General features: G+C 66.2%; 9 protein-coding genes and 1 other RNA gene. 7 read left to right on the forward strand and 3 right to left on the reverse strand.

Features of this window, described 5'->3' with window-relative positions; genetic code table 11:
• Positions 1 to 12: 12 nt before the first annotated feature.
• Genes VC212_RS04470 through VC212_RS04485 form a run of 4 tightly spaced genes read left to right on the forward strand, consistent with a single transcriptional unit; the run spans position 13 to position 5315 of the window.
• Positions 13 to 663 (forward strand): c-type cytochrome, encoded by a 651-nt coding sequence (locus tag VC212_RS04470; RefSeq protein WP_323514350.1) that lies wholly within the window; start codon positions 13 to 15, stop codon positions 661 to 663.
• Positions 660 to 1730 (forward strand): beta-propeller fold lactonase family protein, encoded by a 1071-nt coding sequence (locus VC212_RS04475; RefSeq protein ID WP_323514349.1) that lies wholly within the window; start codon positions 660 to 662, stop codon positions 1728 to 1730. The genes VC212_RS04470 and VC212_RS04475 overlap by 4 nt, the downstream gene beginning before the upstream one ends.
• A gap of 35 nt (positions 1731 to 1765) precedes the next feature.
• The gene (locus VC212_RS04480) at positions 1766 to 2872 is read left to right on the forward strand and encodes an S-(hydroxymethyl)glutathione dehydrogenase/class III alcohol dehydrogenase (RefSeq protein ID WP_323514347.1); all 1107 of its coding nucleotides are present in this window, start codon (positions 1766 to 1768) and stop codon (positions 2870 to 2872) included.
• 10 nt (positions 2873 to 2882) lie between these two features.
• On the forward strand, positions 2883 to 5315 hold the full coding sequence (locus VC212_RS04485; RefSeq protein WP_323514346.1) for a TonB-dependent receptor: 2433 nt from the start codon (positions 2883 to 2885) through the stop codon (positions 5313 to 5315).
• 621 nt (positions 5316 to 5936) lie between these two features.
• Here the strand turns inward: VC212_RS04485 and VC212_RS04490 are convergent.
• The 3 genes from VC212_RS04490 to VC212_RS04500 form a co-directional block, all read right to left on the reverse strand.
• The gene (locus VC212_RS04490; RefSeq protein ID WP_115584715.1) at positions 5937 to 7910 is read right to left on the reverse strand and encodes a sigma-54-dependent Fis family transcriptional regulator; all 1974 of its coding nucleotides are present in this window, start codon (positions 7908 to 7910) and stop codon (positions 5937 to 5939) included.
• A 226-nt stretch (positions 7911 to 8136) separates the two neighbouring features.
• A non-coding RNA gene (locus VC212_RS04495) (sX9 sRNA) lies at positions 8137 to 8213 on the reverse strand.
• 322 nt (positions 8214 to 8535) lie between these two features.
• Positions 8536 to 9468, reverse strand: a complete 933-nt coding sequence (locus VC212_RS04500) for a carbohydrate kinase family protein (RefSeq protein ID WP_005990298.1) — start codon at positions 9466 to 9468, stop codon at positions 8536 to 8538.
• A 275-nt stretch (positions 9469 to 9743) separates the two neighbouring features.
• Between VC212_RS04500 and VC212_RS04505 the strand changes: the two genes are divergently transcribed.
• From VC212_RS04505 to mreD, 3 genes are all read left to right on the forward strand, one after another.
• Entirely contained in the window at positions 9744 to 10790 is a 1047-nt protein-coding gene (locus tag VC212_RS04505) for a rod shape-determining protein (RefSeq protein WP_006452025.1), read from the forward strand.
• Positions 10791 to 10956: 166 nt separating this feature from the next.
• A complete protein-coding gene (mreC, locus tag VC212_RS04510; protein ID WP_115559689.1) occupies positions 10957 to 12330 on the forward strand; it encodes a rod shape-determining protein MreC in 1374 nt (457 codons plus the stop codon).
• Positions 12327 to 12812 (forward strand): rod shape-determining protein MreD, encoded by a 486-nt coding sequence (gene mreD / locus VC212_RS04515; RefSeq protein ID WP_115512611.1) that lies wholly within the window; start codon positions 12327 to 12329, stop codon positions 12810 to 12812. The genes mreC and mreD overlap by 4 nt, the downstream gene beginning before the upstream one ends.
• Positions 12813 to 12814: the final 2 nt, after the last annotated feature.

Here is a 12814-nt window from a genome sequence, read left to right on the forward strand (position 1 = left end):
CGCGTGCACGGGGTGCGCGGTGTTCCCTCCGATCAGAAAGGTTCGTTCATGCGTAAGTCCACCGTGGGTTGTATCGATCGTTCCATGCGCGCAGCGCTCTGCGCGTTGTTGCTGAGCACACTGCTGGCCGCTTGCGGAAAAGAGACTCCGCCGGCACCGGCACCCGACGCGGCGCCATCGCCCGCCGCCAGCGCGCCGCCTGCCGATGCCGCCGCGCCACCGCCGCCCGCAACTGCCTCCGCAGCGATGCCCAATCCGGCCGCAGGCCCTGCGCCGGATCCGGCTACGCCGGCTGCACCCCCGGCCGCGGTGACGCCGATCCCGAAGGGACCGGAGGTCAAGGTCACTCCCGAGTTGATCGCCGAAGGCAAGAAGATCTATTTCTCTGCCGGCTGCAATGCCTGCCACGGCGGCACCGGTGGCGGCGGCATGTGCCCGCCGCTGACCAACGACATCTGGGTCTATGGCAGCGATGACGACACCCTGCGCACGCTGATCAGCGAAGGCACCGCAGCCATGATCACGCACGGCAAGACGCGGGTCGGGCATGAAAGAGTGGTGGGGCAGATGCCGCCGTTTGCGCCGGTGCTCAAGCCGGGCGACACCGAAAAACTGCTGGCCTTCATCCATTCGATCAACAAGACCGCGGGCAAGGCGCAATGAAGCAAGGCGCACCGCGCTCGCCGATCGGTCGCTGGCGGCGCACCTGTGCAGTGATTGCATCGGGTGCGTTGCTGTTGGTCGCCGGTTGCCAGCGCGATGCTGCCGCACCGGATGCTGCAGCCACTGCATCGCCTGCTGCGTCCACCAGTGCGGCACCGGCGCCGGCAGCATCGCCGGTGTTGGCGTACGTGCCCAACCAACGCAGCGGCACGGTGTCGGTGATCGACACCGGCACCGATACGGTGGTGCGCACGCTCAGTGCGCAAGGCCAGCTCGGCAAGCGTCTGCAGCAGGTGTTGCCCGGCCCGCAGGGCCATTTGTACTTGATCGATGCCGAGCATCACCGGTTGATTGAACTCGACACCGCCAAGGACACGGTATTGCGGCAAGTGGACATCGGCGAAAACGCCGAAGGCATCGCGTTGTCGCCCGATGGCAAGCAGTTCGCCGTGTGCGTGGAAGGGCAGAACCAGGTGATGTTGATCGATGCGGCGCAGTTCCGTGTGCAGCAGGTCATCGCCACGCGTGGGCAGGCGCCGGAGCATTGCGCATACACGCCCGACGGGAAGTGGCTGCTCACCAGCAACGAAGGTTCCAACGACATGGACATGATCGAGCTGGCCACGCGTCAGTCGCGCGGCGTGGTCGCCACCAGCGGCCATCCGCGCGGCATGGCGTTCGCGCCCGATGGTCGCAGCGTTTATATCGCGCAGGAGACTGCCAACGTGGTGGATGTGATCGACCTGCAGACCCGTACGCGCCGCGCCAGTTTGCCGGCCGGCGTGCGCACTGCCGGTGTGACACTGTCGGCCGACGGCACGCGGCTGTACGCGTCCAACGGTGGTGCCGGCACGGTCAGCGTGATCGATACCACCACTGCACGCAGTCTGGCCGAGATTCCGGTCGGATTACGGCCCTGGAATCCGGCGCTCACGCCCGCCGGCGACAAGTTGTACGTGGCCAATGGCCGCTCCAATACCGTGAGCGTGATCGATACCGCGAGCATGCGCGAACTCAAACAGATCCCCGTCGGCGAACTGCCGTGGGGCGTGGTCATCGCGCGCTGAGTGCCGGCCATGCCGATACGCGCCGGGGAGGCGGGATGAAGACACGCGCTGCGGTCGCCTGGGGCCCGCATCAGCCGTTGACCATCGAAGAGGTGGACCTGCAGCCGCCGCGCCCCGGCGAAGTGCTGGTGCGGCTGGTTGCCACCGGCATCTGCCACGGCGATGCGCATGCGCTGGCGCACGGGCATGCGAGCAGCTTTCCGGCGATTTTGGGCCAGGAGGGCGCGGGAATTGTGGAAGACGTGGGCATCGGCGTGACCAGCGTGCGTGCCGGCGATCATGTCATCCCGCTGTACATGCCCGAATGCGGCGTCTGCAAGTTCTGCCGCTCCGGGCGCACCAACCTGTGCCAGGCGATTCGCAGCAGTCAGGAACGTGGCTTGATGCCCGACGGTAGCAGCCGGTTTTCATTGAACGGGCGTCCGATCCTGCACCACATGGGCACCAGTACGTTTTCCGAATACACCGTGTTGCCGGAGATCGCAGTGGCGCGTATCCATCCGGATGCGGCGCTGGATCAGGTCTGCCTGCTCGGTTGCACGGTCACCACCGGCGTTGGCGCGGTCCTCAACAGCACGCATGTGCGGCCGGGCGATTGCGTGGCGGTCTTCGGGCTGGGCGGGATCGGCCTGTCGGTGGTGCAGGGCGCGGTGCTGGCGCGGGCCGGGCGCATCATTGCGGTGGATATCGACCCGGGCAAGTTCGCATTGGCGCGGGCGCTGGGCGCCACCGATTGCCTGGACCCGCGCGACTACGGTGCACCGATCCAGCAAGTGATCGTGGACCTCACCGATGGCGGCGCCGACCACAGTTTCGAATGCGTAGGCGATGTCGGTGCGATGCGTGCGGCACTGGAGTGCTGCCACAAGGGCTGGGGCGAGAGCGTCATTCTCGGTGTGGCCGACGATGCGCAAGAGATCAGCACGCGGCCGTTTCAGTTGGTGACCGGCCGGGTGTGGCGTGGCAGCGCGTTCGGCGGGGTGAAAGGACGCAGCGAGTTGCCAGGCTATGTGGAGCGTTATCTGCATGGCGAGATCCAGTTGGCACCGCTGATCACCCGTACCCTGGCATTGGACGACATCAATCAGGCGCTGGCGGATCTGTGCGCGGCGCGCGGCATCAAATCGATCGTGCTGTATTGAAGGAGACGACATGACGTCGACGCATGACCTGCTGGGCCACCGCAGTACCTCGCCGCTTCGCACCGCTCGCCCTGGATCCGATGTACTGCAACGCCATCGGCTTACCTGCGCCTGTGCAGCGCTGCTGTGCGCTGGCACGATCGGCCCCGCACTGGCTGACGGCACCCCGCAAGTCACCTGGCTGGATCGCATAGAAGTCACTGCCACGCCCATCCCCGGCACCACCATCGACGCGGCGCAATTGCCGTACATGGTGCAATCGGCGACCAATGCGGAGTTGTCGCGTGGGCGCAGCAACAACATCAGCGATCTGCTGCAGCGGCGGTTTGTCGGTGTGGATGGCAACGATGTGCAGGGCAGCGCATTTCAGAACGACCTTACCTTCCATGGCTTTCGCGCATCGGCCTTGCCGGGCGCCTCGCAAGGTGTGTCGGTGTATCTGGACGGCGTCCGCGTCAACGAACCGTTCGCCGATATCGTCAGCTGGGACATGCTGCCCGAATCCGCCATCACCGCCGTCACCCTGATGCCCGGTTCCAACCCGTTATTCGGGCCGAATACGCTCGGCGGCGCTGTGGTGCTGTCCACCGCATCCGGACTCACCGCACCGGGACTGCAAGGCGAACTGAGCATCGGCAGCGGCGCGCGCAAGCGGCTGGATGCCAGTTATGGCATTGCCGGCGGCGATGGCTGGCATGGCTTTATCGCAGTGACCGGCTTCGACGAAAACGGCTGGCGCGATGCCTCCGAAGGACGTCTGGGCACGGTGTTCGGCAAGCTCGGTCGGCAAGGCGATGACACCGACTGGAGTCTGTCGCTGCTGCACGGGCGCAGCCGCCTGATCGGCAATGGACTGTTGCCCGATACCAGCTACACCGACGAAGGACCCGAGCCAGGCCTGTACCGTGCCGACCGCCGTGCGGTGTATACCTCGCCCGATCTCACCCGCAATCGCAATACGCTGCTGACAGCGCAGTTAGACCACCGGTTCGATGCGGATACCGCGCTGCATGCGCTGGCGTATTCGCGCGTTGGCCGGCGCGACACCGTCAATGGCGATATCGGCGAGGACTACGAAGAATTCGTCGAAGAATGCGCCTCCGGCTACGCCGCCGACGGCAGCGCGCTGGATGCCGATTGCGAGGTGGCGCGCGCCGACGCCGATGCGCTGCATACCGGCGCCCTCAACACCACCCAGATGCGTCAGGAAGCGCAGGGGCTTGCGATCAATCTGAGCAAGCAATGGGGAGCGCATGCGCTCAGTGCCGGTGTCACCTTCGACCGCGGCCATGTGCGTTACCGGCAATTCGCCCGCGATGGTTGGGTGCAGCCGGATCGGTCGGTGTTGGCAGATCCCGATGTCGAGCGTGCGTTCTTCTCTGGCGTGCGCGGCAGCACCAAAACGTTGGGTGCCTTTGTCGCAGACACCTGGGAGCTGGACGCGGCCACCCATCTCACCGCCGCAGTGCGCTGGAACCGGGTGGTGGTCGACAACATCCTGTCCACCGCCGAGGACGGCGACCGCCCGCGCGAGCGCTTTGTCTACGCCAAGGCGAACCCGTCGCTGGGGCTCACCCATCGGCTCGACTCCGGCCTCACCGTGTACGGCTCGGTGGCGCAGAACACGCGCGCGCCGACCGCGATCGAGTTGGGGTGCGCCGACCCCACCCAGCCGTGCCGGCTGCCGACCGGCTTGCAGGCCGATCCGCGCCTGGAGCAGATCGTGTCGCGAACCTATGAGTTGGGCGCGCGCTGGTCGCCGTGGGCCGACAGCAACGCCACCGTGTCGGTGTACCGCGCCGACAATCGCGACGACATTTTGTTTTTGCGTGCGCCGGACACGCAGCTAGGCTACTTCGATAATGTGGGACGCACCCGCTATCAAGGCGTCGACGCTGCGCTGCACCTGCGCAGCGGCGATTGGCAATGGTCGGCCGGGTACAGCTACCTGGACGCGACCTATCGCAGCGACGGCGAACTGCTGTCCGGCGAGCGTGTGATCACGTTGCGGCCCGGTTTGCGGATCGCCGCGCTACCCCGGCATAACCTCAAGCTCGGGGTGGAGTGGCAGCGCGATGCGCTGACGCTGGGCGCCGGCGTGCGCGCGGTGTCCGGGCGCGTGGCCAGCGGCAACGAAGATGGGCAGGTCGACAATGCCGAAGCGGGCGAGCCCGCACCGCAGCGCATCGATATCGGTACCGCCGGCTATGCGCTGGTGGATCTGCAGGCGCGTTGGGCCATCAGCACGCGCGTGTCGGTCTTTGCGCGTATCGACAACCTGTTCGATCGCCAGTACGCCACCTATGCCGCGGTGGCCGAAGATGTGTTTCCCGATGGCGAACTTGCCCGCCCGCAGGACGCGCCCGTCGAAACAGGTCCGGCACGCTTTCTGGCGCCGGGCGTGACCAGGCAGTATCTGATCGGGCTGCGCTGGGCGTTGTGAGTTTGGGGCGGTGATTCGGGATTGGAGATTCATGAGGCGTCAGCACCAACCGCGCTCCGCGTTATCTGGAGGGTCGCGCGTCGCGCTGGTCGGGCGCGCGTGCCCTCACCGCTCGCGGGACACGCCGTGAACCCGTCCCTGGGGGCTCGGTGGCGGCATCCATGCCGCCACACGGTCCCGCAAGCGGCGAGGGCACCGCACCAGAACGTTGGTCGGTGGTCGCGTGAAAGCTGCTTGTAGCGCGTTGCACATCAAACGTTGCGCCGGCACGTGATGACCCGACAACGCGCATCAAGCACTGCTCCTACCATGCACACCGACCATCTCCACTGGTCCTTGCCCGCCAACTGACGCGGGACCTTACGCGGCATGGATGCCGCGTAAGAGCTTACAAGGACGTACTTGCAGCATGCCCCGCGAGGGTGGGCGGGCAAGGACCCTGCAGCCAAGCCACAGATCATCCGCTCCGTAATCGCGGCACGTAGCGTGCCACATGGCGCACCAAGCCACAGCGGTGCCGCCTGATGGCGAAAAAATAATTGTGTTAATCGCTCTAAATAGCAGCGCCAAGCCACCGCTTTGGCTTTGACGTATTCCCAATCCCAAATCCCCGCCCCTCCATCAGCCCGTATCCAACCCATGTTTGCGCAGCTTGCGATATAGCGTATTGCGGCTGATCCCCAGTGCGTCGGCGGTGCGGCTGACATTCCAGCGATGGCGTTCGAGTTGTTGCTGCAATACCAGGCGTTCGGCTTGATCCAGCGCAACCCGGCCCGGCATGTCGTCGGCGGCCACGGCACGGCCATCGACCAGGCATGGCGCGCTGCCGGCATCGACGATTTCCTGCGGCAGGTTCGGCAGGCGGATGACGCCGTCGCTGCATAACACCGCTGCGGTGCGCAGCACATTGCGTAACTGGCGCAGGTTGCCTGGCCAGGCGTAGCTGAGCAATTTGTGCATCGCCTCTTCGCTGATGCGCACGCTGCGCTCTGCGTTTTCTTCGCGCAGCAAGGTACGGATCAACTCCGCTTTATCGCTGCGCTCGCGCAGTGGGGGCAGATGCAACACCACGCCGTTTAGTCGGTAATACAAGTCCTCGCGAAACTCGCCTGCGGCCACGCGTTGCGCCAGGTCGCGATGGCTTGCGCTGATGACGTGCAGCTCCAGCGGCACCGCACGTTCGCTGCCCAGCGGGGTCACGCATTGTTCTTCCAGCACGCGCAGCAGGCGGCTTTGTAATGGCAATGGCATATCGCCGATTTCATCCAGAAACAGCGTGCCGCCGCTGGCCTGCAGCAATTTGCCGTGCCGTCCTTCGCGCGCCGCGTCGGTGAAGGCACCGCGTGCGTAACCGAACAACTCGCTTTCGATCAGCGCCTCGGGAATGGCGGCGCAATTGATCGCGACAAACGCGCCGCTGGCCCAGGGCGAGCCACGATGCACCGCCTTGGCGAACTCTTCCTTGCCGGTGCCGGTGTCGCCACGCAGCAGGATCGAGACGCGGTGCGCGGCCAGTTTCAGCGCATTGGCCAAGTTGTGGCGCATGCGCGGATCCGAACCGACGTGCTCGCTTGGTTGCAATTCGGAATCCGGTGCGGCCTGCGCCGGCCCGCCGACCGCCGGTAGCGCCGGGCGGGCGCGTGGCGGGCGCACCAGCGCATAGAAGCGCCGCCCGTGGCAGGCGCAGCGGATCGACCACAGGGTGCCCGCGTCGCTGCCGGCCCGGTGTTCGATGGTGTCGAAGTCCAGCTGCATCACCTGCGAGATATCGCGACCCACCAACTGGCTGCGATCGATCTTGCCCAGTTGCTCCAGCACCGCTTCGTTGACCGCCAGCACGCGGCCATCGGCACCGATGGCGATCAATGCCTCGTGCAACAAGCCGGCAAATTCGGGGCGGCTGTGAAAGCGCAGGATGAACGCATGACCAAACTGATTGAGGAAATGCGAGCGCGAAATCTGTGCGGCCGACATGCTCACCAAGGCCACGGTATGGCGCTGGATCTGCTTGCTGTCCTGCGCATTGGGGGTGGACGCATCCAGCACCGCCAGCAGCCCCCCATGCGGGTCCAGGATCGGTGCGCCGCTGCACGACAGCGGTAAATGCCGGGTCAGATAGTGTTCGCCGCGATGCACGCTGACCGCCGTGCGCTCGGCCGCGCAGGTGCCCAGACCGTTGGTGCCCTGATGGCATTCGGCCCAGCTGGCGCCACAGAACAGCCCCGCCTGGCGGAACTCGCGCAGCAGGGTGGAGTCGTGCACGCTGTGCAGCACGGTGGCGTCGGCATCGCCAAAGATCACCGCATAGCCGCTGCCGGCGATCTGCTCGTACAGGTTTTCCATTTCCACCTTGGCGATGCGCAGCACCTCGCCAAGCCGCTGCTGGCGCTCGCGCACGTGCAGGGCGTCGTGCACTAACGGTTCGGGCGTTGCCTCGGGCAGCAGCGCGTAGTCGTCCAGGCAACGCCGCCACGACCGCGACAGCGGCGGCGCCAGCGGCGCAATATCGCGCAGCCGTCTGATCTGCCGGAGTACATCCGGTTCGATCTCCGGCAGCGTGATGGAAGGAGCGGCGACAACGCTTGGCTCGGACATGGGCCAGCGTTCCTCAGTGGGCGCGAAACGTCAGTAGAGGCACAAACTGCTCCTATGCTCAAACCGCATTGCAACAAACTGCGCCGCGCTGCTCGCAATACGTGCATCGATGAGGGGCCGAGGATGCCTGAGGCCACGACGGCGTTTTGGGGGATAAGGGTCGAGCTCGGTCGACGCGCAGCTTGCTCGGCGGGGCGAGGGAGCGTGCGCATTTAGCGCTGAGAGCGGCTAACAAAGGGCAGCGAGCGGTCGTCAGACGGGTGTGGAGGGCGTGCTTAGAATCGGACTCTACGAGCGGTATAGCGCGCACCGAGCGCTGGCCGCGCCAGCCGCCTGGCGGCTGCGCAAGCAGTCTTTAGGGGCGCCCGCGTCGCAAAGGCCGCCTTGGGGCGGAGTACGGGCCGGCGCGGTGACGCTGTTCGAAGCGAGTGTGTCGTTCGAGCTGCGCGCGGCATCGCGCAGACCGGCATCTGCCGCTGCGAGGCCCCTTCTCCCGAAGAGAGAAGGGGGGCCTAGCCAGCGCCAGCGCCGGCATCGCAGGTGCGGGCCGGGCGCGGAGCAAGCGCTGGAGTGGGAGCTGACGGTGCGCAGCCGAGGTGTCGCACCGATGCCGCTGCGGGCATTTCTACAGCGCGTAACCGAACTGCTGTTTGAACTGATCGTTGAATTCGGCGAAGTCGAAGCGTTGGTTCTGGGTGCCGGGGTGTTCCACCTTCAATGCGCCCATCAGATTGCCCATGCGCCCGATCGTCAGCCAGTCGTAGTTGTGCTGGATGCCGTAGATCAGGCCGGCGCGGAACGCATCGCCGCAGCCGGTGGGGTCCACCACGCGGCGCTCATGCGCCGGCGGAATGTCGTAGGTCTTCTCGGGCGTGTGCACCAGCGCGCCCTTCGGGCCCTGCGTGGTGATGTAGGCCTGCACGCGCGACACGATGTCTTTCTCGTTCCAGCCGGTGCGTTCCTGCAGCAGGTTGGACTCGTAGTCGTTGACCACCACGTAGTCGGCCTGCTCGATGAATTCACGCAGTTCCGGTCCGTTGAACAACGGCATCGCCTGGCCAGGATCGAAGATGAAAGGAATGCCGCCGGCAGCGAACTCTTCCGCATTCTGGATCATGCCTTCGCGCCCGTCCGGGCCGACCAGGCCCAGGGTCACGCCCGGCACGTCGCGCACGTGGTTCTCGTAACTGCGCATCATCGCGCCCGGATGGAAGGCGGTGATCTGGTTGTTGTCGTGATCGGTGGTGATGAACGCCTGCGGGGTGAACAGGTCATCGATGATCTTCACGCGCGACAGATCGATGCCCAGCGTTTCGAAATGTTCGCGGTACGGGCCGAAATCCTGGCCTACGGTGCCCATCGGAATCGGCGCGCCGCCGAGCAGATGCAGGTTGTAGGCGATGTTGCCGGCGCAGCCGCCGAACTCGCGGCGCATGCGCGGCACCAGGAACGACACATTCAGGATGTGCACCTTGTCCGGCAGGATGTGATTCTTGAACTGGTCCGGGAACACCATGATGGTGTCGTAGGCGAGGGAACCACAGATCAGTGCGGACATCGAGTCAGGCCTTTGCGTAAGGAAATACCCGCCAGTTGCCGGCATGGCGGCGGGACGGCGCCAACGCCGCGGCGCAAAGGGTAACGGCTGCGACCGATCAGAGCCACAACCGCGTGCCATGCCCGGCGTGACCGCCACATGAAAACCGGGCCGGAAACACCGATTTTTCCTTGCCCGCACCGGGGGGGATTGCTAGGCTAGTGGACTTCGTTTTCTGCCCAAAATTTCGCCAGTCTGGCGGCGGGCACGCGACTTACCCAGGAACAACTCCCTCGATGTTCAAGAAACTGCGCGGCATGTTCTCCAACGACCTGTCCATCGATCTGGGCACGGCCAATACGCTGATCTACGTGCGCGGACAGGGCATCGTGCTGAACGAGCCATCGGTGGTTGCGGTGCGTCAGGACCGCGCAATCGGCGGGACGCGCTCGGTGGCTGCCGTCGGCGCGGAGGCCAAGCAGATGCTCGGTCGTACCCCCGGCCACATCACCACCATCCGCCCGATGAAAGACGGCGTCATCGCCGATTTCACCTACACCGAAGCAATGCTGAAGCACTTCATCAAGAAGGTGCACAAATCGCGCTTCCTGCGCCCCAGCCCACGCGTGCTGGTGTGCGTGCCGGCCGGTTCCACCCAGGTGGAGCGTCGCGCTATCAAGGAATCTGCGGAAGAGGCCGGTGCGCGCGACGTGTACTTGATCGAAGAACCCATGGCCGCTGCCATCGGTGCCGGCATGCCGGTGACCGAAGCGCGCGGCTCGATGGTCATCGACATCGGCGGCGGCACCACCGAAGTGGCGGTGATCTCGCTCAACGGCATCGTCTACTCGCAGTCGGTGCGCGTGGGCGGCGACCGCTTCGATGAGTCGATCACCAACTACGTGCGTCGCAACCACGGCATGTTGATCGGCGAAGCCACGGCCGAGCGCATCAAGTTGCAGATCGGCTGCGCCTACCCGCAGGACGAGGTGCAGGAGATGGAAATCTCCGGCCGTAACCTCGCCGAAGGCGTGCCGAAGATGATCAAGATCAACTCCAACGAAGTGCTCGAAGCGCTGCATGAGCCGTTGTCGGGCATCATCTCCGCAGTGAAGCTGGCGCTGGAGCAGACCCCGCCGGAACTGTGCGCCGACGTCGCCGAGCGCGGCATCGTGCTCACCGGTGGCGGCGCGCTGCTGCGCGACCTGGACCGTCTGATCTCCGAAGAAACCGGCCTGCACGTGCAGGTGGCCGATGACCCGCTGACCTGCGTGGCCCGCGGCGGCGGCCGCGCGCTGGAGCTGGTGGACATGCACGGCAACGAGTTCTTCGCGCCGGAATAATGGAGCTGGGAATGGGGAATCGGGAATGGGGAATCGTCGCGCGGCTCCCCGCCTCCGGCCTTGCGTGGTCACTGCGCATTCCCGTCCGTGTATCCCTTAGCCCTTCCGTGGGCAGCACATTGCCCACCGATTTCCCATTCCCGACTCCCCAATCCCGGCCCTGAAAGTGCCCTCCTACGCCGGTCCTCCCGTCGCCTCCCGTCCGGGCGAAGTCACCTCCACGCTGCGGCTGCTGGTCTATCTGGTGCTGGCGATCACGTTGATTGCGCTCGATAGCCGCGGCAGCTGGCTGAGCCAGGTGCGAATGCAGGCCAATCTGCTGATCCAGCCGATCTGGGCAGTGGCCGGGTTGCCAGGGCGCATCGGGTCGCAGGTGCGCGACAACGCCGCCACGCACGCGCAACTGGTGGAAGAAACCCGCGACCTGCGCAATCAGCTGCTGGTCGCCAACGCCCGCCTGACCCGGCTGCAGACCGCTGCGCTGGATAACGCCCAGTTGCGCGAGCTGCTCAACGTGGCCGAGCGCCGTGGCCTGGACGTGCAGCTGGCGCCGATCCTGGATATCGACCTGGACCCGACCCGCCAGCGCTTGCTGCTGGACGCCGGCAGCCGCGATGGCGTGCTGATGGGCCAGGCGGTGATCGATGCTGGCGGCCTGATGGGCCAGGTGATCGAAGTGACCCCGCTGCATTCGACCGTCTTGCTGCTGACCGACCCAGACCACGCGGTGCCGGTCAGCGTGGCGCGCAACGGCGTGCGCCTGATCGTCTACGGCCGCGGCGACCGGCTCGAATTGCGCGACATCCCGCTGAGTGCCGGCGTGCAGGTGGGCGACGAGATCGTCACCTCCGGCCTGGGCGGCCGCTTCCCGGCCGGCTTCCCGGTGGGCAAGGTCTCCGAGCTGCATCCCGACGACACCCACGCCTTCCTGGTCGGCGAGCTGACCCCGGCCGCCAAACTCGACCGCGGCCGCGACGTGCTGTTGTTGCGCGCCGGCAAGCCGTTGCGGGTGGTGCCGGGAATGGGGAATGGGGAATCGGGAATGGGGAATGGCAACGTCAATGGCAACGGCGCTGCGGCAGCTGCCGCTGCGGCGCCAGCAAACGCGCCGGTGATCGCAACGCCACGCACGCCAGCGAGCGGAGTGTCCGGCGCGGCGATGGATACCGCACGCCCGACGGCGGGCGCAGCATCGGGCACCGGCACCGGCACCGGCACCGGCACCGGCACCGCTCAGGGCACCCAGTCCGCGCCGACACCTGCCGCGCCCGGCACGCAGCCGTCCAGTGCGCCAGCGTCCGGCCGCCCGGCCAGCACGCCCGCGCGCGCGACTGCGTCGAATGCATCCAACATCCCGATGCCTGATTCGCGTCCTGCTTCGCCGCAGGGCTTGCGGGCAGCCGGAACGAGGAATGGCAACGGCACGCAGTCGCCAGCTGGCCGTGCGAACGATGCGCCGCCGCCGCAAGGCACCGCTCCTGCCGATTCCCGACTCCCGATTCCCGATTCCCGTGCGTCTCCACCGGAGACGGACCAATGACCCGCATGCGCAACACCTGGATCCTGCCAGTGAGCCTGCTCATCGCGCTGGTGCTGGGTCTGCTGCCGTTGCCGGAGGTGGTGCAGCCGCTGCGCCCGTACTGGGTGGCGCTGGTGCTGGCCTACTGGGTGATCGAGGAGCCGGATCGGGTGGGGCTGGGTGTGGCCTTCGTGGCCGGCGTGCTGGCCGATCTGCTGTACGGCGGGCTGCTGGGCGAGCAGGCGCTGCGGTTGGTGATCATGACCTTCATCCTGCAGCGCTTCCGCGCGCGGATGCGGTTTTTCCCGGTGTCGCAGCAGGCGCTGGCGATCGGCGGGCTGCTGCTCAACGACCGCATCGTGTCTTCGGCGGTGCATCTGGCGATCGGCGAGCCGACCCTGCCGTGGAGTTACTGGTGGGCGCCGCTGCTGGGCATGGCGCTGTGGCCGCCGCTGTTCGTGTTGCTGGATGCGGTGCGCCTGGGCAAGCGGGGCAAGAAGTAGCC

Origin of the sequence: Xanthomonas sp. WHRI 8932A (genome assembly GCF_035012785.1) — a bacterium.
In the GTDB taxonomy this organism is placed as follows: Bacteria; Pseudomonadota; Gammaproteobacteria; order Xanthomonadales; family Xanthomonadaceae; genus Xanthomonas.

What these genes read in the sequence shown, in the direction of transcription:
- VC212_RS04475 (WP_323514349.1), top strand. Translation starts at nt 660, where the DNA reads ATGAAGCAAGGCGCACCGCGCTCGCCGATCGGTCGCTGGCGGCGCACC.
- VC212_RS04480 (WP_323514347.1), top strand. Translation starts at nt 1,766, where the DNA reads ATGAAGACACGCGCTGCGGTCGCCTGGGGCCCGCATCAGCCGTTGACC.
- VC212_RS04505 (WP_006452025.1), top strand. Translation starts at nt 9,744, where the DNA reads ATGTTCAAGAAACTGCGCGGCATGTTCTCCAACGACCTGTCCATCGAT.
- VC212_RS04485 (WP_323514346.1), top strand. Translation starts at nt 2,883, where the DNA reads ATGACGTCGACGCATGACCTGCTGGGCCACCGCAGTACCTCGCCGCTT.
- mreD (WP_115512611.1), top strand. Translation starts at nt 12,327, where the DNA reads ATGACCCGCATGCGCAACACCTGGATCCTGCCAGTGAGCCTGCTCATC.
- VC212_RS04490 (WP_115584715.1), bottom strand. Translation starts at nt 7,910, where the DNA reads ATGTCCGAGCCAAGCGTTGTCGCCGCTCCTTCCATCACGCTGCCGGAG.
- VC212_RS04500 (WP_005990298.1), bottom strand. Translation starts at nt 9,468, where the DNA reads ATGTCCGCACTGATCTGTGGTTCCCTCGCCTACGACACCATCATGGTG.